Raw genomic sequence first — 23950 nt, 5'->3', positions numbered from 1 at the left:
TATATCTCTTTAGCCTATACCTGCTTCATCCATATATTTTCTTATACTGGACATAAGATCCGTTTTCTTCCATGAGTACAACAGTGAACCAAGAGGTGAAGAGATTGAAAGTTGAAATCAACGGTAATACATTGGAGCTAACCGTCGCTGATATTACAAAGCAAAACACCGATGCCATTGTTAATGCTGCAAATGGAACATTAATGGGGGGCGGAGGTGTTGATGGGGCTATTCACCAAGCTGCTGGGAGTAAATTAGTACAAGCTTGCAAAACCATCCGTGAACAAAAACTTCATGGGGAAAGATTATCTACTGGAGAAGCAGTTATAACAAATGGATTTCAACTTCCAGCAGCCTATGTAATCCATACCGTAGGTCCCGTGTGGAATGAGTCTAATGCCTCGACATTAGATCAAAGATTAATGAATTGTTACATAAATTCATTGCAATTAGCAAGTAACTACGATTTATCAAGTATATCATTCCCCTCTATTTCGACTGGTATTTATCGTTATCCGCTAGATAGAGCTGCACAAATAGCGATCCGTTCCATTGGTCAGTATCTACAAAGCCATCGATTCGGAGAGGCAACGATGACACTATCTTCTAAAGATGACTATTACGTTTATAAAACAGAACTAGATAAGATAATAAACCCGACGTGAAGTACACGCCGGGTTTGACCTTATTTCTTTTGTTGTATTAGCTGAATCAGGCTGTATAATTCTGCCTCTATCTGCTTGCAGACTGATTCATCTATTTTCTTTTGCTTCTTCCTTTTTTCTATATGCTGTATTAAATTGCGAGTTTGTTTAATTGCTTGTTCCATTTTCCCTTTTTGAACATGCTTTTCCACATTGCCTAATTGATGGATAATTTGGTCGGCCATCCCCTTGTTCAAATCTTCAGCTTTCTGGAATTTTATTAACTGTTCGGTTATTTGCTCGAAGATCTGATTCAGATTATCGTAGCCAAGCAATTCGATTTCTGAAATGGTTGTACGGTCAGCGCCATTGTTTTTGGTGATTTCCAACTGGTAGTGACTGTATTTATTTGGACTTTCTATTTTAAATGAACGTGTATAGTTACGCCATTTAAATGACTCATTTTCTCTAGAATCAATTATCTTCCAATCTTGCCCATTATTAGATCCCTTTAACACCCAGCTTATTGGATCATATTTTTTATCTTCTCCAGAAGTGATGGTATACATCTCAGCTTGCAAAGGGGCATTCGTAAATTCTGTTCGAATACGAGCTACTTGATCATCTATATGCCATTCCGTTGTGGATGCATTATCAAATAAACGTTTCTGTTCGTTAGTAATACCACTATATTTATTGTTATCGGTTAAATCATGCATTGGGGGAAGTGGAATAGTCGTACCATCTGTTTTCGTATCTACAATAGAATTAGGCAAGGCTTCATCTGATGTACCCCAATCGGAAGGTTCACTTCCCATTTCATATTCGATGGTGCCACCTTCCAAAATTCTTTGATGGGAAATGGTTAATTTATTATGATCTTCCCCATTTATAGTGACATTTTGAATATATTTATTCGTATCACTAACCTCAGGAGCAAGAATTTCCAAATCTTTCCCATTCTCTAAATGAATCGTCATTTTTTCAAAGAAAGGCGCTCCTATGGCATACTCCCCTGTTCCCATCGTTAAAGGATAAATTCCTCCAGCACTTAATAAATACCAGGCAGACATTTCACCATTGTCTTCATCACCTGCATAACCTTGACCTATCTCACTACCGATATACTGTCTAGATAAGATTTCCCTTACTTTGCTTTGGGTCTTCCAAGGCTCTCCAGCATAATTATACATATATACAATATGATGAGCAGGTTGATTACTATGGCCATACATGCCCATCCTTACATCTCTTGCTTCACGCATTTCATGAATAACACCACCATAATGACCTGGATACGTAGCTGTCTCCTTGGTGGAAAAGAATGCGTCTAGTTTATTAGCAAGTCCTTCCCTGCCTCCATAAAGATTCGCTAAACCTTGTCCATCATGCGGAGCATGAAATGCCATATTCCAAGCATTTGTTTCTGTATAATCCCCTCCCCAACTTCGTGGATCGAAGGTTTCTTTTGTTTCACGCCATTTTCCATCTTCAGCTCTTCCCATGAAAAATTGAACTTGTTCATTAAAGAGGTACCGATACTGTCTGGAACGATTTAAGAAATACAGATAGTCATCATCCAGCTGATCATAATATGGATTCGTACCATTTTCTTGTTTCTTCATCGCTCGCGCGAAGTTTGCAATGCCAAAATCATTGATATAACCGTCCATGGACCAAGACATTCCTTCACTTATAGCCGTACTGGTATAACCATTAAAGATAGACGTTTCTAATCCCTTTCTTCCAGTAGCCTGACTCGGACTAACCACCGCGGCATTTTTTAATGCCGATTCATAAAATGACGTCACATCAAAATTCTTAACCCCTTTTGTATAGGCATCTGCAAATGCAATATCCGAACTTGTACCTACCATCAGATTTGCATAGCCAGGAGAAGACCATCTAGAAATCCATCCACCATCTTTGTAATGCTGAACAAATCCGTCGATCATTTCTCCGGTTTTCTGTGGAGTTAATAATGTATAAGCAGGCCAAGCTGTTCGATAAGTATCCCAGAACCCATTATTCACATATGGTTTACCATAATTCACCTTTGCACCAGTCTCTGTAGGTGTATCTTCACCAACTGGTTCAGAGAAAGGACTTGCATATTGATATACTGGTTCTGCCACCGAGCCAACATTTTCATATGCTATATTGGGATATAGGAATAAGCGATACATATTCGAATACAGGGTAGTTAGTTGATCATAATTTGCTCCTTCTACTTCAATTCGACGTAACTTGTCGTTCCATTGTTGATTTGCTTTTTCTTTTACATCTTCCAAGCTATCCTCTTGCGATATTTCCTGCTGTAGATTCTTCTTTGCTTGCTCCACACTAATTAGTGACGTAGCTATTTTCATATTAACTTCCTTGCTATTTCCAATATCAAATTTATAATAACCCGCCACATTATCTCGATCATTTCCTGGAAGCTTGCTCGACTCCGCTATCGGTTTATCAAAGGTTGCATAGATAAACATTCTTGTCGCTCCTGCTGAGAGGCCACTTTTAACATCAGAGTAACCAGAAAGACTCTGTGATTCGGGATGTAAGCTTAATCCACCATTATTATTTACATTATCGAAAATTAGCTTCGATTGATTATCTGGGAACGTAAAACGAAACATCGCTGCATGGTTCGTTGGGGCCATTTCTGTGACAATGCCATTTTCAAAGCTTACTTTATAATAATGTGGTTTGGCGATCTCATTTTTATGCTGAAAAGCTAATGCACGTTCTGATCGATCAGCTGTCGGTTCTCCTTCCGTACTTGAAGGCATCACTTGAAAGGTCTGCCTGTCTCCCATCCATGGGCTTGGTTCATGACTGACGGAGAATGCCTCTAGTTCTGGAAGATTTTCCTCATTATTATCTTGATGATAACTATACAGCCAACTGGTAGAGCCAGCATCTGTAACTGGTGTCCAAAAATTAAATCCATGCGGTACAGCTACTGCCGGTATATTATTCCCCCGAGAAAATGTACCATTTGATTGAGTGCCTCTTAAAATATTAACATAATCCGTAAAGTTATCTGCTTCCTCATCAATTGCATCGCCGATTTTTATATTATCAACAGATCCTTTAAAGGTTGTCGGTCCATTTGGGTTATCGTAAGCAACTAAAATTCTTTTGATTGTCTTCCCTTTAGCTACCTCCCCAATCATTGCTTCTTTATAATTCCATTGATTTGGGTAGAGTGTGTTGGAATTCCCTTGCTTGGTCGGATGGAGTACAACTCCATGCTGATCTTTCACTCCTAGTTCACTTAAATAAGAACCATCACTAAAGGCAAGATCGATGGAAGCATACGTACTTGAATAATCATTTTCCTTCGTATCCATAAATAATGGACTAATAAAGTACGAAAGCTTTGTCTCAGCAGTTACAGGAATATCAACATCATACACCTTATTATAGGAATACGCCCTTCCTTTAGAAAGATGTGTACCCTCATACGTAAATGCCTTTAATCCTTCCCAACCGACATTCGTTTTTGCTGTATAAGACCTTGGTGGTCCATCACTTTGATACGATTTCATATCGGTTGGTGGCTCTTCCGGAGTATCCTCCCCATTGGAAAGGGCAATATCGGCCAATTGTATAATATCACCACTATGATTTTCTCGTAATTCAAAACGATAATACTTGTACGCCCGATTATTTTCAAAGGTATAAATTTTCCGTTCAAATCGGTTCTCGAAAGATTGATTTTCTCGCGAATCAATTTCGACCCAATCTTCACCGTTCGAGGAACCAAAGACGCTCCATTGCTTCGGATCTCTTTCTGGAGAGTCATTTGCCGAAGTAAACGCATATTTTACAAGTTTCTCCTTCTCAGATAATTCCATCTCTATCCAACCATCGGATTCAAATGCCAACCATTTCGTATTTTGATCATTATCGATTAACTTTTCTTCGATTTCGTTTGGGGGATTATTCGCACTTGCTGTAATGCTTTGCACTTTATCTGTTATATCCCCTTGGATTCTATCTTCATCAATATTGCCATCAATACCTGATGCTTTTTCGTCCCCCTCTCTATCCACCTCAACTGTATTTTCCCACGTAGGGGTTCTGTCATTTTCTTCAAATGAAGTAAAAAAATCCATCTCTTGTCCATGAGTCACCATATTACTTGCTGATGTAAGAAGCAAAGTTAAGAGGATTGCAAAAAACGCATACCTACCATACTTCTTAAATTGATAAAACTTCAATGATTCATTCCCTCCCAGGTTTAAATAGTATGGTTACTCAAAATCTCTCCCCCTTCCATTATTGATAACGCTTACAAACATCATGTTATAATCTCCCTTCAGAATACAACTTATTTTTAGGATTTTCTTATGAAAAGCTGGATTTTTCTATGCTCATGGGCTATATAACTACAAGAATTTAGTAATGACTGACTAGGCTAGGAATTTGTAATGATAGCTTTAGCATGATTTACCATACATTTTCATTCGTATAGGAATTCAAATCAATTGGAATTATATGAAGTAGGAAAGAATGAGGTGTCTATTGTGATAAACGAAGAAAACAACCAACAAGTAAGCAAATGGTGCATTGTAAGCATGGCATCCATTCCGCTAGTAATGACGTTAGGTAATTCGATGCTAATTCCTGTTTTACCTATATTTGAAGACAAGGTCGGAATCACTTCTTTTCAATCCAGCATGGTCATTACCAGTTATTCGATTGCAGCCATCTTTCTTATTCCGGTAGCTGGTTACTTATCTGACCGTTATGGAAGAAAAATCGTGATTTTACCTAGTTTAATACTAGCCATGATTGGCGGCATTATTGCTGGTATGGCATCATGGAGAATGGCTGATCCGTTTTCATGGATCATCGTTGGTCGTATTTTGCAGGGCATTGGCGCTGCTGGAGCAGCACCGATCATTTTACCATTAGTTGGTGATCTCTATAAAGATGATGATGAAAAGACAAGCTCTTGTTTAGGAATCGTTGAAACATCAAATACTTTTGGAAAAGTACTAAGTCCTATTCTCGGAGCACTGTTTGCTTCATTTTTGTGGTTTTTACCGTTTTTCTCCATTTCTTTTTTCAGCCTAATTTCAATTGTTCTTGTTTTTTTCTTTATAAAGGTTCCAAAACAGAAGGAAGAACCACCGCGATTTAGAACGTTTTATGAAAAGACAAAAACAATCTTTAAAAATGATGGTAAATGGCTTTATACCGTCTTTTTCATTGGGATTCATTTAATGCTTGTTTTATTTGGGGTATTATTTTTCTTATCGGATATTTTTGAAAAACAACATAGCTTGTACGATGTAAAAAAAGGGTTTGTCTTAGCTATCCCTCTCTTTTGCCTTTGTGTTGCTTCTTATATTACAGGTAGAACAATTAAAGGTAATTTAAAGATTATGAAAAGCGTAATCATGCTAAGCTTAATCATTTCCTCTGTAAGCGTTATTTTTGTAGGCTACACAAGTAATAACTTAATCCTATTGCTTATCATTACCTCGTTACTAGGTACTGCCATTGGAGCAATACTCCCCACACTCGACGCAATGATAACTGAAGGAATTGAGAAAGAGGAACGTGGCACCATTACTTCATTTTACAGCTCTTGTAGATTCATCGGAGTTGCCTTAGGTCCTCCGGTTATATCGATGACGATGAATCATTTCTTAAACCTGACTTATATGGTCATGGGAATAATTGGGGTTTTCCTTCTCCTTTTGGTATGGAAATGTATCAAAACAGACAATAAGGAACAGTCGGTTCAATAACATAGCTTATTTATACTAATAAGACAGGATAGATACCGCTTTGTAAGCAAGTATCTATCCGCTTGATTATTTATTTCCTGTTCTTTTTTTGATTAAAAGAAACGTATTGTTACAACAAACTGGACAGGTACTTTCTTTTAACTGCTCGATTGTTTTAAACGGAAAGTTGGCCCCTACCTTCCTTTCTATCCCGCAACTTTTACATCGGTAAATACGAAACGACTGCTTCATTTCTCCAGTATATATTGGGTCTTGGTATTCTTGTAATAAATCAATTGGTATCTCGGTTGAAGTCGTTGTTTTCATAATCAACATCTGACTTTGGTTAGCAATCATCTGAGCACCAAGATAATGATCAAATTGAGGTAATGTAGCTGTTACACTCAATCCTAAACGAATGAATATTTGCTGCATTTTCAGCATAAATGCTGGTGATTTGTGTGCAAATGATAAGAAAATAGGCATGCCACTCTGCCTCTTTAAGGCATGAACTCCCCGTGAAACAAATAGTTCCATCCCTTGTAAAGTATAGGGCGGATCAGTAAGAAAGCAATCATATCTGCTGACATACGCACTAGCGACTGGTTTTCGCATATCATGCTCTATACATGTAATTGGTAAGTTTTTTTCCTTTGCAATTTTATTAATAAATGCAAGAAAACGAGTATCAATATCCATTACATCAATCCATGTATGAAACTCCGATTTCCTAGGAAATAATTTTTGTAGAAGTAAACCTATAGCTACACTTACAAGATCATCATCGCCCACACATAATATTCGCTTTCCAATAAGAGAACGTTCACTTAAACATAGAATAGCTCTCCGTAAGCTTGTTTCAGGAGTACACAAAGACTGATCTAATTGCACATTTACTTGGGGACGTTTGGAAAACAAATCATGAAGAATGATAAGAATACTGTCCAAATCAGCTTCCAAGTTATCTGGTCTTGATAATAACCGTTCATGGAGCTGTTTATCTAATCCTTTATAGTCCAACGATTGTTCAACAAGGGCTTTTCCTTTTTGTGTACACCGTACTCCTCTGTCCTGCTTTAATAATCCATTTTCAATTAACTCTTTTTTTATTGCAACTGTAACAGGCACTGGTAATAAAACCTTTCTGGCCAATATTTTCGTGGAAATTCCAGGAGTTAAAAAACATTCAATCATCAAGTGTTCAATTACAAGAGAACCTTCTTCTAAATCAAGGTTTCCATTTACCTGTTCTATCACCTTTATCATCATGATACCTCCATATAATCTCGTTATTTTCCTTCCATCGGCTAACTTGCTTTTCTACATTCATCATTCATTCCTCCTTTAAATTGTAAAAGGCGTAACTGTTGTACTGGATGTAACTTTCTACCATCCCTTGCTCCCTCTATAATTATCGCTTCCACTCGAATGTAAAAAAGACAGCAAATGAACATACGCCATTCGCCGTCTTTGACTTAGAGAACCCCTAAAAAGCAGAAAAATCCGTACTCGAACAGCACGGATTTGGGTTTCACGATAGAAATAAAGACAAATTAACCGTTGTTCTTGCTAATTCAGAAGGTTAAAAATTCATCACGAAAAAACATTTATATTTACTCAAATAAAATGAAGTGAATTTTAACCTTATTTAGTTACTGAATTAGTTGAAAACACCTGTTAACATGAAATTATCTCCTCTTCATATAGAGTTGTCGTAAGCATAACATAAATACATCAACAATACAATTAGCTTTGCTTCCTTTCATTTTTTGGCTTATTCTTTATCTGAATATAAAGAGAGCCCTTTGGTTCTACTTCTGCATGAGTGATTTCCGATATGGTAGCAATGCCAATTTCCTGAATCTGCCGGTCTAACCAAGGGATATCCAAATTTAATTTAGCTAAATTAGTTACATTTATTTTTCCACTTGAAATAACTTCTACTGGTTCAGGGCTATCTTTCGTTTTTGAGAGCTGCTGCTTCGAATGTTTTTGCAATACCGATAACTTTCCACTTGTTTCAAAAATCGCCTGGTCCACATCATTTATCGAAAAGATATTTTTCTCTCGCAATAAAGATTGCAGAGAGTCAATCGTTAATCTTGTCTTGCGCAAGGACTTTTCCAGCAGTACCCCATTTTTTATGACTGTGATAGGCTGGCCATTCACCACTTTTCTTACCTTCTTTGATTTAATATCCAAATATCCCATCAGTATTGTAAATAAAGCCCATGCAATAAGAGCTATCATTCCGATATGTAAATGAGTTTGTTGATTCATAATTGTATCTGCAGCTATGGAACCAATCGTCATCGCGGAAACAAAATTAAAAAATGTCATTTGACTAATTTCTTTTCTTCCCATCAATCTAGCTAAACATAGCAATACGAGAAAAGATACCACGATCTTTAATAGTAATTCAAAGACACTCATTCGCTCAACCTCCATCTAGTACAAGTATTTCGAAGGGAGGTGATTTTTATACCGCGAAATATCCTTGTATTAAATTAAGGTACTTAATTCTTTTTTTAATATGTTTATCGTGTGTTGCCTTGCTCTTCCTTCCAGTCTATCAATCATCAACTGTTCGAGAAACTCCCAGATGTCTTCTAGTTTTCTGCGAAGTTGATAAAATTGAAGAGCGGATTCATTGATTTTAAACTGGTTATGCCTCTGTCGATAAACATCTAGAAACTGTTTAAAGTAAGGCTTATCAACAAAGAACATTAAATCTGCTTCGACAGGTGCTAGTTTTAACCCCTCCCAATCAATTAGAATAAGTTGATTAGATGTCTGCATTAAATTCCAATAATGGAGATCTGTATGACACAATCTCATCGTTAATTTGGCATTTTTTAATGACGAAGCTAACCTTTTCATTTCAGATAGTAACTGCTCCAAAGGATCCTGATAAAACCATAGCAGTTCTCTAATGTCAGTTGGAAGCTTTTCTATTGCTTTCAAACTTTTGGTTAGCTGACTTAAAAACGGAAGATCATACGATTCCTTGAGTGCATATAAGTTCATGGGTATTTCTTTTTCACCAAACGTATGCAATTTGGATAGTAATTTCGCAAGATGGATGATTTGGGATTGCGATAATTTTGTATCACCAATCGTATCCCCCTCAATATAGTTGTATACCATATATACGGCTTGATCATCTTCACAGGTATAACTGTCATTCCTTGTTAAAATAGGGACTGGAAGATGGCCATTTAATTCCGTATTTTCTTCTAACCATTTAAGGACTGGTGCATAATCGTTGATTAACTCTGTATACTTTGGCGTGGAAGCCCGTTGCTTTTCATAGACCTTTAGAAAGTAGGCCTCAGTTCCGATCGACACTTTATAAGCAAGCGAAGCCCAACCTCCTTTTTGTTCTTGTATCGTTGGTAATTCTAAATTATAGTATGTTTTTAACATAGAAGTTAGACGGTTCATTTCATTTCACCTTCTTTTGGAATTTCCTTTATTGCCGAATACACCTTTTTCACTCTCATAGAGTACGATATTTGATGTAAATGTCGTATATGAGAATGGAACCAATAAATGCTATCTCTGTGATTCAGAAACTATTTGCGAATATTATTCGTATCCAACATTCCATTTAGTGCAATGCCAAGATTGCGAATTAGTATTTCAAGCAAAAACGGACGATATAGATGTGAGTAAACTCATTACGGATATATATAACGAGGAATGGGTAGAAATGAGAAATACCTATACAAAAAGCACATTCGATAATTTATGAAGGCGTAATCTTACACGTTTTCGGTTATATTTATTTTGTTTACTATTAAGATTGGTAAAGTAAGCTATTGAATCAATCAACGAAGGAATGGTCTTCGTTTCTACATTGCTGTATTTCTATTATTTATTTACTTAGCTTACGTTTTTTTTAAAATAAGGTTTGGAGACTAAATGAAGAATCAAATGAAACGTTTACGTAAAGCGAAGCAATGTAGCGTTTCTCGACATACCATAAATGCAATTGAAAACAGTAAATATAACCCTACACTAAAATTAGCATTTCAAATTGCTTTTGTGCTAAATACTCGAGTGGACGCATTATTTTTTACGGTGGTGATTAATAATAAGTTGGTGAATCATCTTCGCTATATTTGTATGGGGCTTTTGAGGGAGTATCCAAGCACTCTCGCTAAACTAATTTTTCATTTTTTCCGCAAGTGTTGTTTTAGGTTGAGGTGCCCCATCCAAACGTACGTATGTTTTAATTAGTGCATACAAGTTTAATAATCCTTCCTAGGATGATATCTCATCGTACCTTATTCTACTCTTTCTGGGCTTGGGTAATCGTAACCCATGGTATCGATAGTAACAGATTTCATCGTTGGGGATTCAGCAGCATCTATACTCATCTCCACAATTTTATCTACCGCATCCATTCCATCAATGACTTTTCCAAATGCAGCATAATCTCCATCTAAGTGAGGCGCATCTGCAACCATGATAAAAAATTGAGAACCTGCTGAGTTAGGAGCATTTGATCTTGCCATGGAAATAATACCACGCTCATGCTTTAGATCATTTGTAAAATCATTCGAGCTAAATTCTCCTTCTATTGAATATCCTGGTCCGCCAGTTCCGTTTCCTTGCGGGTCACCGCCCTGAATCATAAAATCAGGGATTATTCGATGAAAAGTGAGCCCGTCATAAAACGTATCATTCGCTAAGCTAATAAAATTTGCTACCGTATTCGGTGCTATTTCTGGATAGAGCTCAATCGAAATTTGTTGGTCATTCTCCATGGTTATGGTTGCAATCGGATTTTCGCTTACATCTTCTGGATAGTTTTGATTGTTTTCTTTCTTTCCTGCTTTCCCTTCTTCCGTCATATCGCTACATCCTACTAAAGCGAATACGATAAGAAGAATAAACAGAGGCCATTTCCACTTTTGTAACAGATGGTTCATCTTTTACTCTCCCCTCATAAATATTGCTTGTCTGTATTATAACATGAAAAAAAGCAACTACCTTTCCCTTATAGAGAAAAGAGCTGCCTTTGTTTGATAATATCTAATTATTACGCATACCTTTCATAATTAAACTCGCTATGAAAATTAATACAATCGCTCCGATTAAGGCTGGAACGATATAAAAACCACCAGTTTCTGGTCCCCATTCTCCTAAAATAAGAGAACCTAACCATGCTCCTACAAAACCAGCAACAATATTTCCTATTATTCCCCCAGGGACGTCACGACCAACAATTAGGCTCGCCAACCATCCAAGAATTCCTCCAATAATTAAAGACCAAATAAATCCCATTATTCATACCTCCGTATAATATAACAATTAGGTTTAAATTGCCCAGTAATTGTTTTTTTATACATATACCAATAAATAGATTTATTCGAATTAATTATGGAAACATCTCAATGATTCGTTGATAGGACATACACTTTTCATGGTTATCGTATATATTGGTAAGGATAAGCCAATCATCACATTGATACCGTTCAGATAAGACTTGTAGTTCCTCTTTTACTTTGGATGGGCCGCCAATAATCATCCGTTTCCGGTTGTTTTGTATCCGTTGTCTGTCTTTCTCATTCCAGCTTCTTGCTTTTACTTCTTCTACACTAGGCACACGACTATCCAATCCTTTTTCTACTTGAAGTAACCAAGCGTCTTGGCTTATTGCTAATTCTTCTGCATGATCATCGGACTCACCGCAAACAATAAATATTGCTGAACGTGCAAGTGGATTGTTTAGATAACCAGTAGTAAATGTTTCTTGATACGTTTGAAGGGCAGCTTCTCCTCTGTACGGATTAATGAAATGTCCATAAACATAGCCAATTCCTAACTTAGCCGCAAGTTCTGCACTATTTTCTCCCAGACCTAATGAAAAAAGTTTCGGGGATTCTTTTGTACGTGGTGCTGCTCGGACACTCCCTTCTCTATTGAGATAACGTGCTAAGGCCGCTAATTTATCAGGATATTCCTCCTGTTGATTTGGCTTTCCATCAGCCAATAGGGCCCTAATGCGCTCACTACCACCTGGAGAGCGGCCGACACCTGCCTCTATTCTATCTGGAAACAGTGCTTGTAACTGTAATAATTGAGAAGCCACTTTATATGCACTATATTGAGGAAGAAGAATCCCACCACTCCCGACCGATAATTGCTTTGTATTGCTTGCTATAGCGGCCATCATAATCTCTGGTGAACTGGATACAAGCCCCTTCGTTCCATGGTGCTCTGCGAACCAATAACTATGATATCCCAATTGTTCAACATATTGAGCAACTTTGATCGTTTCTGCAGCTACTTCCTCTGCACTACTTTGTTTTGGCTGTGCCATTTGATCCAATATGCCAAACCTCATGATCGATTTCCCCTTTTCACCTCTATCATTAACTATTATGATAGCGAAATATCAAACCATTCACCAAAGCATATGCTTTCTAATAAAAAAGGTGGTTACCCCTAGTATTCCACTTTCTTATCCGTTTCCAACCAACTTACAAACGGAAGATTGTACTTTTCAAATTGCATTTGTTTGATTGTCAGTTTCCTTTTTTCAATGGGCTTATCTAATTCCTGATAAATAAATGCATCATCAAAACCTGCATCAGCTGCTTCTTTTTTAGTTGCAGCAAAATAAACAGCTTTCGGCCGTGCCCAATAAATTGCTCCCATACACATGGGACATGGTTCACAACTCGTATAGATTTCACAGTCTGCTAATTGAAAATCATTTACATGCTTACATGCATTGCGAATAGCTTGTACTTCGGCATGTGCTGTAGGATCGTTTATCACCGTTACTTGATTACATCCCTCTCCGATAACCTTCCCATCCCTTACAACGACTGCTCCAAATGGACCACCATTGTTTGTTTTCACATTATTGACTGCCAATTCAACTGCCATCTTCATGAATTCTAACTTCATCTACTTCCCCCTATTAAAAAGGTATTTTCCATATTCTATTCTAGAATAATTGAAGCTATTTTAATTATTCCTCGTTTTTATAAAGTTATAAATCATCTCTTCCATTTTACTATCGGATACCAACCTAGTAGAAGCATACTAAAAAGTTCGGATATTTATATTATAGAAAAAAAGGATTATCCTTTTTACTATATCTGTTTATTTCTTAATATAAAAAAGAAAGCTGCGATAAATTGCAGCTTATAAAAAGAGAACATTATATTTCATCTTCAAATGTTAAGTTGATTGGCTCATTAAGTAATTGTGGTTCGATTTCTAAATTAGTTGTTGGAACGTCTTTACCTACTTCATCAAAACAAACGTGATCAACCCAAACCTGCCCTTGACCCGATAAGATTATTCCAAATGCAATCATTTTACTTTCCTTCGGTATATCTAATACGATAGTGTATCGATTCCAACCTGTATCTCCTTTTATTGGCCGATTACTCATATTATCAAATTGTAAGACATCCTCAGCAGCATCATCAACTCTCATCCACATACCAGAAAAGGATTGAACACATGCTGTTCTAAGAAAACAGGATAATCTCATTCTTTTTCCTATAAATTTATCTGCTTTAAATTGCTGCATCATTGTCGCAAAATGAGTAGCATCCAATACCTTTGTTGATTTAATATAACCTGACGCTTTCCCTTGATGGACCACCTTATGGTCCTTTCCTATTTCATAATTAAATGGGTCTACTCCGCTTAAAAACCATCCCTTTAAACCATTGTTCATATTATTTTCCTCCTTTTGTTTTGTCACCCATGACATCACCTTTCTATATTGACCAGGCGGGATTTGATAATATCTTTTAAACGCTCTTGTAAAAGCTTCCTGAGACTCAAAGCAATAATCATAAGCAATATCAATAATTCGATCCTTTGTATATAGCAACCTAATCGCTGCATTTGCGAGACGCCTTATACGGGTATATTCTGATACAGACAAACCGATTGTTTGTTTAAAAATTCGATGGAAATGAAATTCAGAGAGTCCTGCTAGCTGAGCAATTTTTTCAGTCCCTATTGATTGATGCAAATTTCCTTCTATATACTGAATAACTTCATTAATTATTTCCTCATATCTCATGGCCCCGCTCCCTTCCCATATATAAAGCATATCAAATAGGAACAGGTATGTTTTGATAATTTTTGCGATATTAAAAAAGAAGCTTTCGTCAGTCCGAAAGACGAAAGCTTCTTGAAAGATATTACGCGTATGTCTCTAAGCAATATGACGATTTTTTTCGAGTGCGTTCAGCCGCCTGTTGTTTGTTGCAATGATGTAAATGATAATTCCCCAAATAATCATAGCTAGAATTGAGCCAATATTAAATATGCCTTTTTCAGCTGTCCACATAATCGAATAACCTACGGACCCTAATAATAATGCGTAATAGCAAAATGGCAGTAATGTTTTACGTATGACATGCCCTTCCTTTCCAACTAAACCAACTACGGCAGATGCTGCAACGACATTATGCACACATATCATATTTCCGGCAGCACCACCAACTGCTTGCAAAGCAACCATCCAAGTCGGATTTCCACCGATTTGGTCTCCAACTCCATATTGGAATAGAGAGAACATCATATTACTAACTGTATTACTTCCAGCTACAAACGCACCAAGTCCTCCAATGAACGTTGCAAATATTGGGTAAACCGAACCAGCAAGATTTGCAACTCCTTCTGCAAGTACAAGCGGCATCTCCTGATACCCCGCTGCACCACCATCAGAATTGAGGAATACTTGCACCATCGGCACTGTAAAGACAAGCGCAGATCCCGCGAGAATCATCGTTCGGGCTGAATCCTTCCATGCTCTGGCAAAATCTTGTCCTTTCATTCCATGGATATAATAGGTAATAACGGCAACAACGATAAAGATAAAACCCGGGGAGAATAAAATTTCCCAACTTGACGATATTTCTGTACCAAATATATTTGGAAGTGTAAATGTAACGGATTTTAGCCAGTCTCCGACTTCTGTCAGTCTGGAAATTAGCAATAAAATTGCAATCAGTACGTAAGGTGTCCATGCACGCCACATACTTATTTTACCAGCATAAATATCACTTTGTTTGAGTTCAATTTTCCCTGTCCAGGTAGGATCCCAACGATCTTTTGCCTCAAACTCCCAAATTTCATCATTTTTAGGCATGAGAAAACCTTTTTTAGCTGCTGGAATAACAATTAATAATCCGATAAGCCCGCCAATCATTGCTGGAAATTCTGGACCTAAGACGTTTGCAACAATCACATACGGAATGGTCATTGCTAAAGATGCAAAGAGTGCAAACTTCCACACCTTTAAACCTTCGCTAAATGATCTGTTCTTCCCGAAGAATCTAGTTAGAATACTTACTAAAAATAAAGGAATAAATAGTCCCGCTATAGCATGCAGGAGGGCTACCTTCCCTGCGACACCAAATACGAAAGTAGAAACGTCTGTGATTTGTGTAAGTGGTTCAATACCGCTGCCCACGCCTACAATCATAGGAGTTCCGACAGCACCAAAAGAAACTGGTGTGCTTTGGATAATCATCCCTGATACAACGGCTGCCATTGCTGGAAACCCAAGCCCTACCAATAATGGAACGGCTACTGCTGCTGGTGTACCAAATCCTGCAGAGCCCTCAATAAATGAACCAAATAACCAAGCAATGATAATCACCTGAATACGTCGATCCGGGGTAATGTCGGTAAAACCTCTACGAATGGTGTGAAGACCGCCGCTTTCTTGTAATGTATTCAAAAGTAAAATAGCACCAAAGATAATAAATAAGAGCGTAATGGCAACAATCAGTCCATGCACGGAAGCAGCTGCGACCTTCGGAAAAGCTACATCCCAAACAAACAAAGCTAATAACACAGCACAAAGATAAGAAAGTGGCATTGCCTTGCTTGCTGGCCACTTTAGTCCTACTAGGAATACAGCAACAACAATTATCGGCAGAAATGCTAAAATTGCTAACAACCCATTACTCATGATCATATCCCCCTTAATAAAATTTTTTATAGAAAACAACAATATCACCTCCTATAACCAAGAAAGCAACATTGTTGTTAACGGATATTTTTATTAAGCTTTACTATTCATTTCAATAGCTTGATATTGTTTCACAGCGTTTCTAAGTATTCCAATTTCTGCTATCTCACAACTAATTTCATCGCCATCCTTCATCATCTCTGCTCCGACAGGGCTTCCGGTTAGAATGATATCTCCAGGTTGGAGTGTCATCACGTTTGATAAATAAGCAACCATTTGTCTCATCGAAAAAATCATCAATTTCGTAGAACTATCCTGCTTTTTTTGTCCGTTTAAATATGCTTCCACCTTTATTTCATCTGGATCTAACTCCGTCTCAATGTATGGCCCAAGGGGGGTAAACGAGTCGAACGACTTTCCAATCGTCCAGTGACCAGCTTCGTGAAAAAATTGCGGGGCAGTTACATCATTTGCAACCGTATAACCAAAAATATAATCTGTCACTTCATTTTCATTAATATTACTCGCTTGTTTTCCTATGACAACGGCAAGTTCTGCTTCGAATTTCACTTCTCCACAGTTTTTTGGAATAATAATAGACCGATTACTACCAATTACCGAGGAGATAGGTTTATAGAAAAAAACAGGCATATCGGGCAGCTGATCTGGCAAGTCAGTTGTCTGGCTAACATAATTTGCGCCAATTCCAATAATATGCTTTGGAGTAAGCGGTGCTAATAGTTCAATCTCTTCCATTTCATAGCTTTCTCCGGTATAACTCCATTCGGTAAATAAATCACCACTGATCTGTTGGACATAATCCTTGTCCACTATCCCTTGAAGAATTCTACGATCATTTGTTTTAAACCTTGCAAATTTCATCTATCTTCACTCTCCCTACTAAAATTACAATCCTTCTTTGCTCATTTCTTGCTTTACTTCCACACAACGACCAGGCTGTGGAAATAGTTTACCAGGGTTCAATCGATCATCTGGATTAAATACAGCACGTATCTTTGTTTGAGCCTCTATTTCATCATCATGAAAAATAAACCGCATTTCATCTGATTTTTCAATACCAACCCCATGCTCTCCTGTAATGGAACCACCAACATCTGCACAAACTTTTAAACACGCTGAGCCCGCGCTTGATGCACGTTCACTTTGTCCAGGAATACGGGCATCAAACAAAATCAGTGGATGTAAATTTCCATCTCCTGCATGAAATATATTAGCGATTCTAAGGTCATATTTCTTACTAATTTCGGCGATCTTTGTTAGTACTTCAGGTAAACGAGTTCTTGGAATAACACCATCCTGTACGAGGTAATCAGGAGAAATCGCTCCCATAGCACCAAATCCCATTTTACGGTTCGCCCACCAAAGTCCACGTTCCGCCTCATCTCTTGCTACCTTCACTTCCCGAACTTGATTATCTTTACAAACAGTAAGGATTTCATCTATCTGATCTTCGATTCCAGCAGCGACTCCATCTACCTCAATAAGTAAAAAAGCAGCAATATCTCTTGGGTGCCCAACTGGATAAGCAGCAGATTCAACCCCTTCGATGGCTATCTGATCCATCATTTCAAGTGCTGCAGGAATAATGCCAGCAGCAATAATCTCAGAAACTGCCTGACTTGCATCTGCTATGTCGTCGAAATATGCTAGAACCGTTTTTTTTGCCTCTGGATTCTTTAACACTTTAACGGTTATCTTTGTTACAATCCCTAGAGTCCCTTCTGACCCAGTCAATAGACCTAACAAGTCATATCCGGGACGGTCTGGCACACCATCCTCCCCAAGTTCAATAATTTCACCAGTAGGCAGTACAACTTCAAGTCCCAAAATATGATTGGTCGTTACGCCATACTTTAAACAATGCGCACCTCCTGAATTTTCAGCTACATTACCGCCAATCGTACAGGCATATTGACTGGAGGGATCTGGTGCATAATAATACCCTTTATCTGAAATGGACTGCGTCAGTTTCAGATTAATATAGCCTGGTTCCACAACCGCTTTCCTATTTTCTAAATCAAGGTGCAGCATTTTTTTCATACGAACTAAACTGATTAATACCTCCCCACCAAGTGGTGTTGCTCCTCCACTAAGCCCTGTCCCAGCACCGCGTGCAATATATGGAATTCCTTGCTTATTCAAATACTTCACAACATCAGAAACCTGTTTGGTATTGTTTACAAATACGACTGCTTTTGGCATTCCTTTGGACATGGTATATCCATCACACTCATAGGAAATAAGATCTTCTTGTAAATAAAGCACTTCTTTTTGACCAACGATACGCATTAATTGTTGGATAATTGCATCTGGCTTTGTTGCTTTTCGATCCTTTCCAAACAACATGATTCACATCCTTTATGAAGTAGTCGCTGATTTTTCTTTCTCATATGCCCAATCAAGCAATTGAACGGTGTGAACAACTTTTTCACTTCTTCCGTATTTCGTTACACCCATTGCAATCTGAAGCATACACCCCGGATTCCCCATCGATACCATCTCTACTTGCTCTGGAATGTCATCTATCTTGCGATCAAGTAATTTGCCAGCCATTTCTGGATGCGTTAAATTATAAATTCCAGCACTGCCACAACATCTATCTGCATCTGGTAAATCTACCATTTCCACTCCTGGTATTTCGCTTAAAATATGGCGTGGTTCAAAGCGTACACCTTGACCATGTGCTAAATGACAAGCATCATGATAAGTTATTTTTGTTTTAAGCTCGGCTGTAGGCCGTTTAAAATCATTGTCATATAAAAATTTCGATACATCTTCCACCTTACTTGAAAAAGCCTCTGCTAAAGGCAACATATCTGGGTCATCTTTAAATAATTCTGGATACTCCTGTAATGCGCAACCACACCCTGCAGCATTAACAAGTACCTTATCATACTCCTTAAATGCTTCGATGTTTTGTTTTGCAAGTTTCTTCCCAGTTTCCCGTTCACCAGCATGTACATGAAGTGCCCCACAACATCCCTGCCGTTTAGGAAGACCAACCTCAAATCCGTTATGGGTTAGTACGCGAATCGTCGCTTCATTCACATCACTAAACATTACATCCATAATACAACCTGTTAGAATAGCTACACGCTGCTTAGGTATCCCTTCTGCCGGAACTACATCAGGGAATCTCCCTTGTACAGGTTTGCCTACCTCAGGAAGAATCGCTTCCATGTCTTTCAAATGGGTTGGCATTATTCGAAGAACACCCGATTTTCTTGCCAATTGTTGCATACCGCTTTTCTGATAAAACCGCATCAATCCCCCAAGTGTGTTGATACGATTTTGATGTGGAAAAATACCTCTTAAAACCGTTCTACTAAAAACACCAGCGAACCCCGTTAATGGCAGCGCCTGACGAATTTGTCCCCTAGCTTCTTCAATTAAACCTCCCACTTGCACATCAGCAGGACATGCGGTTTCACAAGCTCGACAATCAAGGCAGTCAAAGACAGGTTTTGCAAAGGCATCATTTACATCAATTTTTCCTTCTGCAACTGCTTTAATTAAATAGACTCTTCCTCGAGGTGATTGTTGTTCTTCTCCTGTTTCTTGATAGGTTGGACAAGCTTCCAAACACATCCCACAATGTACACAATCTGCCCATTTATTTTCGTCAGGGGGATCATCCCATAAGTAATTACCTAGTCTTTTTCTTTCACAAGGTGCTCCCGACTCAACATTGTCTTTGCTTAATAAATCAACTAGTCTGCCTTTGTTATCAGCCATTTATAACCCTCCTACATAGCGTTTGCGATTGAGGATGCGCTTTGGGTCATTGACTTGCTTAATACCATCTAATAGGAAGAAATGTTCTGGTTTATCCCCCCAAACAGAAATTTTCTGTCTTAAGACGAATGGTAGATGGGTACATAAGACATATCCATGTCGCTCTTCCACTTTTTTCCGTAGTAATTCAACAAAGGAGATGAATGCTTCTGGAAACCCTTCCATAAAAATTTTTGTAATCCCATGCCCCACTCCCCCATGTCCTTCTACATATACACCAATATCATCTGCAAGCTGACAAGCTATTTGTAAATTATCAAGTACATCTAAATTATTGCTTCCTATTTTCAACGCTGCTTGGATTTTCACATCGTCTGTGGTGTTACATCGACTCGCGCCTAAATGGTAAAACTGCCCCCACCATTCGCTTGCCTCATGCTGATGGAATATTGTAAGCACAGCTTCCTTGGGAATATGCTCCTGTATCCATTTTTCTTGTTCACGGACTGCACGTTCACGGTCTTCAAATGCAATTACAAGGGCATATTGATTTTTTCCAGTCATTTTTTTAGCAACAGATGGTGTTAGGACCTCCAAGCAAACCGGTTCCAGCATAGAATCTAGCAGGTGAACGGCAAACTTCCGAATAGCCATCTCCTGAACATTCTGAAAGTGTAAAATGGAGACTCCCTCATATTTAGGTATTGGTCGTAATTTCAATGTTATTTCACTAATAACACCAAGTGTCCCCATTGAACCAATAAATAACTTATTCATATCGTATCCAGCTACATTCTTAACCACTTTCCCACCTGTACGAATAATCCTGCCGTCTGCATAAACAATCCGAGTTCCAATAACAAAATCTCTGGCAGACCCATAAAGCAATCTCTTGGGCCCGCTATCATTCGCAGCTATCACACCACCGATAGTTGCTTGTTCCGGCCATGGTGGATCCAGTGCGAGGCATTGCCCAAATGGACTTAATTCGTCCGTAATTTCTTTTATTGTGGTACCAGGTCGAACTGTCATCGTTAAATCTCCAATGGAATGTTCGACAATCCCCTTGTAATGTTTTAGTGATAATAAGATATCTGCTTGTTCAATTTGTCCTCCATATCCCCGTTTTGTTCCACCTGAAATAATGTTTACCGTTCGATTAGTTTCATAGGCATATGCTAATGTTTTTGAAATATCAGCTTCACTGTAACAGTCAACGAATTCCTCACCGCCATTACCAAGCGGATGTCCTAGTTCATTATTTGTTCTAAGCACTTCAGGTTCCGTGCACAAGTCAGTATCCTGATGAGAAGAAACCATGAATCTTCCTCCTTTACTGGAAATCATACTTGAGAGCAGCCATTCGCCTGTTTATAAGTAACCGTTTTCAAAGATAACTGTTCCATTATCATCAGATATCTGATGAATGATTTGTTACTAAGTAAACCACTGGTAGATATTAAAGTCAATTATAAATTCAAAATAATGAAAATTTTTAGGTTCTATTTAGACTTTATAATATAGAAAATTCAGTAAGGAAAAGGGGGACCGCTATTCCCCCTCTTCCAATATATATTATCTATTTAGCTCTTTACTTGGTGTTTTTCTTTTGCTTCCAACCGACGTTTATGAAGAATTGGTTCTGTATAACCACTTGGTTGTTCTTTACCTTTCAACACAAGATCGCAAGCAGCTTGAAAAGCAATCGATTCATGATAGTTTGGTACCATCGCACGATATGCTGAGTCTTTTTCATTTTGCTTATCTACGATTTTCGCCATCCGCTTCAATGTATCCATGATTTGTTGCTTGGTACAAATTCCATGATGAAGCCAATTCGCTAACATTTGACTGGAAATACGTAATGTTGCACGATCCTCCATTAATGCTACATCTTTGATATCAGGAACCTTCGAACAGCCAACCCCTTGATCTACCCAACGAACAACGTAACCTAGTAATGTTTGTGCGCTATTATCCAGCTCCTCTTGTATTTCTTCAGTTGACCAATTTCTATTGTGGGCTACAGGCAATTGTAATATATCCGTTTGGTAATTCACTGTCTCTTTCTCTAACTCCGATTGCACTTTCTTTACGTCTATTTCATGATAATGAAGGGCATGGAGCGTAGCAGCTGTCGGTGAAGGCACCCAAGCCGTATTTCCACCAGCCTGTAGATGACCACCTTTTTGGGCTAGCATCTCTGACATTAAGTCTGGCATCGCCCACATTCCTTTACCAATTTGTGCTTTTCCTTTCATTCCCGTTCCTAATCCAGTTAGTACATTGTTTTTTTCATACCCATTCAGCCATTTAGATGATTTCATCTCACCTTTACGAATCATCGGACCTGCTTCCATCGACGTATGGATTTCATCACCAGTACGATCTAAAAAGCCAGTGTTAATAAATACAATTCGATCTTTTACTTCATGAATGCAATTTTTCAAGTTTAATGTTGTCCGGCGTTCTTCATCCATGACACCAATTTTAATCGTGTGACGAGGCAGTTCCAGTATATCTTCAACCCGATTAAATAATTCATTCGCAAAAGCAACTTCCTTCGACCCATGCATTTTCGGTTTCACAATATAAATGGATGCTTTTTGTGAATTTTGAAATGGGCTATTCCCTAATACATCATGTTTGGCCATCAAGCTCGTAAACACACCATCCATTATCCCTTCAGGAATTTCTTCACCATGCTGATTGAGAATAGCATTGGTTGTCATTAAATGGCCAACGTTACGGATAAACATAAGTACGCGACCAGGTAGTGTTATGTTCTCTCCATTTGTTCCAGTGTAACTTCGATCGGGATTTAAAGTTCGATTGATTTCCTTCCCATTTTTGGTGAAAGCCGAAGTTAAATTACCACGGTTTAAACCCAACCAATTTCTATATACACGTGTTTTGTCCTCTGCATCAACGGCTGCCACCGAATCTTCACAATCCATAATACATGACGTTGCAGATTCGATAAGTACGTCTTTAACTCCTGCCTTATCTGATTGACCAATGGAGTCATTTTCATCAATTTGAATTTCTATATGGAGACCATTGTTCTTGAATAATACTGCTTCCAGGTTTCCAGGTACTCCTCGATAACCAATAAACTTGGATTCATCCAGCAGTCTAGCAGTCTCACCATTCTCAAGTGATACTTCCAACTTCCCGTTTATGACAACGTATTTCGTAACTGATTTGTGGGAAGAAGCCGACAGAGGTATGTGTTGATCTAAAAACGCTTTGGCAAATGAAATTACCTTCTCTCCTCGTATTGGATTATAAGCTGCTGTCTTTTCTGCTCCCCCTGCTTCAGTAATGACATCGGTTCCATATAATGCATCATAAAGTGAACCCCAGCGAGCATTTGCTGCATTAATTGCATAGCGAGCATTATCAATCGGTACAACCAATTGTGGCCCTGATTGCATAGTTATCACATCATCGACATTCTCTGTCATAATGGCAAAATCTTCAACTTTAGGCTCGATATATCCGATTTCTTCTAAAAATAATTGATATGCTTGAAAATCATATCCATCATGATCCTTATGCCACGCATCGACCTTTTTTTGGAACATCTTACGCTCTTCTATCAAAGCATGATTTTTTGGAGTTAAATCAGAAATGAGCCCTTCAACATCTGCCCAAAACTTTGATTCATTTAGGCCAGTTTCCGGTAATGCTTCTGCATGAACAAATTGATAAAGTTCGTTGGCAACTTGTAAATTCCCTACTGTTACATATTCCGTCATGCTATTCCTCCTTTTTCAGCTATCTAATTCTTATTTTAATCTGTAGAGAATAGAAACTAAAATATATGTTTTGCATGGACA

Annotated in this window: 17 protein-coding genes and 1 pseudogene; 3 read left to right on the top strand and 15 right to left on the bottom strand. The window is 38.1% G+C overall.

Features of this window, described 5'->3' with window-relative positions; genetic code table 11:
* The first annotated feature begins 95 nt into the window (after nucleotides 1-95).
* Entirely contained in the window at nucleotides 96-665 is a 570-nt protein-coding gene (locus tag BN990_RS20730) for a macro domain-containing protein (RefSeq protein WP_369759872.1), read from the top strand.
* A gap of 20 nt (nucleotides 666-685) precedes the next feature.
* Here BN990_RS20730 and BN990_RS20725 read toward each other — a convergent pair whose 3' ends face one another.
* Complete coding sequence (locus BN990_RS20725; protein ID WP_074436718.1) at nucleotides 686-4870, bottom strand: GH92 family glycosyl hydrolase; 4185 nt, start codon at nucleotides 4868-4870, stop codon at nucleotides 686-688.
* Nucleotides 4871-5227: 357 nt separating this feature from the next.
* Between BN990_RS20725 and BN990_RS20720 the strand changes: the two genes are divergently transcribed.
* Nucleotides 5228-6409, top strand: a complete 1182-nt coding sequence (locus BN990_RS20720; protein WP_051170061.1) for an MFS transporter — start codon at nucleotides 5228-5230, stop codon at nucleotides 6407-6409.
* A 66-nt stretch (nucleotides 6410-6475) separates the two neighbouring features.
* On the opposite strand, the gene BN990_RS20715 is transcribed toward BN990_RS20720, so the two are convergent.
* The 3 genes from BN990_RS20715 to BN990_RS20705 all read right to left on the bottom strand — a co-directional run bounded on the left by BN990_RS20715 (nucleotide 6476) and on the right by BN990_RS20705 (nucleotide 9832).
* Nucleotides 6476-7654 carry a bis-aminopropyl spermidine synthase family protein gene (locus BN990_RS20715; RefSeq protein ID WP_038247375.1) on the bottom strand — a complete coding sequence of 393 codons (1179 nt, stop codon included), beginning with the start codon at nucleotides 7652-7654 and terminating at the stop codon, nucleotides 6476-6478.
* Between the two features lie 480 nt (nucleotides 7655-8134).
* On the bottom strand, nucleotides 8135-8821 hold the full coding sequence (locus BN990_RS20710) for a DUF421 domain-containing protein (protein ID WP_021290692.1): 687 nt from the start codon (nucleotides 8819-8821) through the stop codon (nucleotides 8135-8137).
* A gap of 69 nt (nucleotides 8822-8890) precedes the next feature.
* Nucleotides 8891-9832: an aminoglycoside phosphotransferase family protein gene (locus tag BN990_RS20705; RefSeq protein ID WP_038247368.1), complete on the bottom strand. Its 942-nt coding sequence runs from the start codon at nucleotides 9830-9832 to the stop codon at nucleotides 8891-8893.
* 480 nt (nucleotides 9833-10312) lie between these two features.
* On the opposite strand from BN990_RS20705, the pseudogene BN990_RS23295 reads away from it, so the two are divergent.
* Nucleotides 10313-10465 (top strand): annotated as a pseudogene (locus BN990_RS23295) (helix-turn-helix transcriptional regulator); the annotation flags it as partial.
* A 212-nt stretch (nucleotides 10466-10677) separates the two neighbouring features.
* On the opposite strand, the gene BN990_RS20700 reads toward BN990_RS23295, so the two are convergent.
* From BN990_RS20700 to BN990_RS20650, 11 genes are all read right to left on the bottom strand, one after another.
* Nucleotides 10678-11325 (bottom strand): peptidylprolyl isomerase, encoded by a 648-nt coding sequence (locus BN990_RS20700; protein WP_187370483.1) that lies wholly within the window; start codon nucleotides 11323-11325, stop codon nucleotides 10678-10680.
* 103 nt (nucleotides 11326-11428) lie between these two features.
* Nucleotides 11429-11680 carry a GlsB/YeaQ/YmgE family stress response membrane protein gene (locus BN990_RS20695; RefSeq protein ID WP_021290695.1) on the bottom strand — a complete coding sequence of 84 codons (252 nt, stop codon included), beginning with the start codon at nucleotides 11678-11680 and terminating at the stop codon, nucleotides 11429-11431.
* A 94-nt stretch (nucleotides 11681-11774) separates the two neighbouring features.
* Entirely contained in the window at nucleotides 11775-12743 is a 969-nt protein-coding gene (locus BN990_RS20690) for an LLM class flavin-dependent oxidoreductase (protein ID WP_038247367.1), read from the bottom strand.
* Between the two features lie 101 nt (nucleotides 12744-12844).
* Nucleotides 12845-13312 (bottom strand): nucleoside deaminase, encoded by a 468-nt coding sequence (locus BN990_RS20685; protein ID WP_021290697.1) that lies wholly within the window; start codon nucleotides 13310-13312, stop codon nucleotides 12845-12847.
* Nucleotides 13313-13568: 256 nt separating this feature from the next.
* A complete protein-coding gene (locus tag BN990_RS20680) occupies nucleotides 13569-14450 on the bottom strand; it encodes a helix-turn-helix transcriptional regulator (RefSeq protein ID WP_038247366.1) in 882 nt (293 codons plus the stop codon).
* Between the two features lie 135 nt (nucleotides 14451-14585).
* Nucleotides 14586-16352, bottom strand: a complete 1767-nt coding sequence (locus tag BN990_RS20675) for an L-lactate permease (protein ID WP_031335414.1) — start codon at nucleotides 16350-16352, stop codon at nucleotides 14586-14588.
* A gap of 93 nt (nucleotides 16353-16445) precedes the next feature.
* Nucleotides 16446-17234: a fumarylacetoacetate hydrolase family protein gene (locus BN990_RS20670; protein ID WP_021290700.1), complete on the bottom strand. Its 789-nt coding sequence runs from the start codon at nucleotides 17232-17234 to the stop codon at nucleotides 16446-16448.
* Between the two features lie 24 nt (nucleotides 17235-17258).
* Nucleotides 17259-18719 carry an FAD-linked oxidase C-terminal domain-containing protein gene (locus BN990_RS20665; protein ID WP_021290701.1) on the bottom strand — a complete coding sequence of 487 codons (1461 nt, stop codon included), beginning with the start codon at nucleotides 18717-18719 and terminating at the stop codon, nucleotides 17259-17261.
* 12 nt (nucleotides 18720-18731) lie between these two features.
* Complete coding sequence (locus BN990_RS20660; protein ID WP_038247357.1) at nucleotides 18732-20108, bottom strand: (Fe-S)-binding protein; 1377 nt, start codon at nucleotides 20106-20108, stop codon at nucleotides 18732-18734.
* On the bottom strand, nucleotides 20109-21428 hold the full coding sequence (locus BN990_RS20655; RefSeq protein ID WP_038247354.1) for an FAD-binding oxidoreductase: 1320 nt from the start codon (nucleotides 21426-21428) through the stop codon (nucleotides 20109-20111).
* 263 nt (nucleotides 21429-21691) lie between these two features.
* On the bottom strand, nucleotides 21692-23869 hold the full coding sequence (locus tag BN990_RS20650; protein ID WP_021290704.1) for a malate synthase G: 2178 nt from the start codon (nucleotides 23867-23869) through the stop codon (nucleotides 21692-21694).
* Between the last annotated feature and the right edge of the window lie 81 nt (nucleotides 23870-23950).

It is taken from the genome of Virgibacillus salexigens (assembly GCF_000723585.1).
GTDB classification, from domain to species: Bacteria; Bacillota; Bacilli; order Bacillales; family Amphibacillaceae; genus Virgibacillus; species Virgibacillus salexigens.
Note: the sequence above shows the minus strand (reverse complement) of the source record. Positions and strands in the feature narration are given on the sequence as shown.

Excerpts from the sequence above, each read along its gene's own strand:
- BN990_RS20720 (WP_051170061.1), top strand. The coding sequence starts at position 5,228 with ATGGCATCCATTCCGCTAGTAATGACGTTAGGTAATTCGATGCTAATT.
- BN990_RS20715 (WP_038247375.1), bottom strand. The coding sequence starts at position 7,654 with ATGATAAAGGTGATAGAACAGGTAAATGGAAACCTTGATTTAGAAGAA.
- BN990_RS20710 (WP_021290692.1), bottom strand. The coding sequence starts at position 8,821 with ATGAGTGTCTTTGAATTACTATTAAAGATCGTGGTATCTTTTCTCGTA.
- BN990_RS20705 (WP_038247368.1), bottom strand. The coding sequence starts at position 9,832 with ATGAACCGTCTAACTTCTATGTTAAAAACATACTATAATTTAGAATTA.
- BN990_RS20700 (WP_187370483.1), bottom strand. The coding sequence starts at position 11,325 with ATGAACCATCTGTTACAAAAGTGGAAATGGCCTCTGTTTATTCTTCTT.
- BN990_RS20695 (WP_021290695.1), bottom strand. The coding sequence starts at position 11,680 with ATGGGATTTATTTGGTCTTTAATTATTGGAGGAATTCTTGGATGGTTG.
- BN990_RS20690 (WP_038247367.1), bottom strand. The coding sequence starts at position 12,743 with ATGAGGTTTGGCATATTGGATCAAATGGCACAGCCAAAACAAAGTAGT.
- BN990_RS20685 (WP_021290697.1), bottom strand. The coding sequence starts at position 13,312 with ATGAAGTTAGAATTCATGAAGATGGCAGTTGAATTGGCAGTCAATAAT.
- BN990_RS20680 (WP_038247366.1), bottom strand. The coding sequence starts at position 14,450 with ATGAGATATGAGGAAATAATTAATGAAGTTATTCAGTATATAGAAGGA.
- BN990_RS20675 (WP_031335414.1), bottom strand. The coding sequence starts at position 16,352 with ATGAGTAATGGGTTGTTAGCAATTTTAGCATTTCTGCCGATAATTGTT.
- BN990_RS20670 (WP_021290700.1), bottom strand. The coding sequence starts at position 17,234 with ATGAAATTTGCAAGGTTTAAAACAAATGATCGTAGAATTCTTCAAGGG.
- BN990_RS20665 (WP_021290701.1), bottom strand. The coding sequence starts at position 18,719 with ATGTTGTTTGGAAAGGATCGAAAAGCAACAAAGCCAGATGCAATTATC.
- BN990_RS20660 (WP_038247357.1), bottom strand. The coding sequence starts at position 20,108 with ATGGCTGATAACAAAGGCAGACTAGTTGATTTATTAAGCAAAGACAAT.
- BN990_RS20655 (WP_038247354.1), bottom strand. The coding sequence starts at position 21,428 with ATGGTTTCTTCTCATCAGGATACTGACTTGTGCACGGAACCTGAAGTG.
- BN990_RS20650 (WP_021290704.1), bottom strand. The coding sequence starts at position 23,869 with ATGACGGAATATGTAACAGTAGGGAATTTACAAGTTGCCAACGAACTT.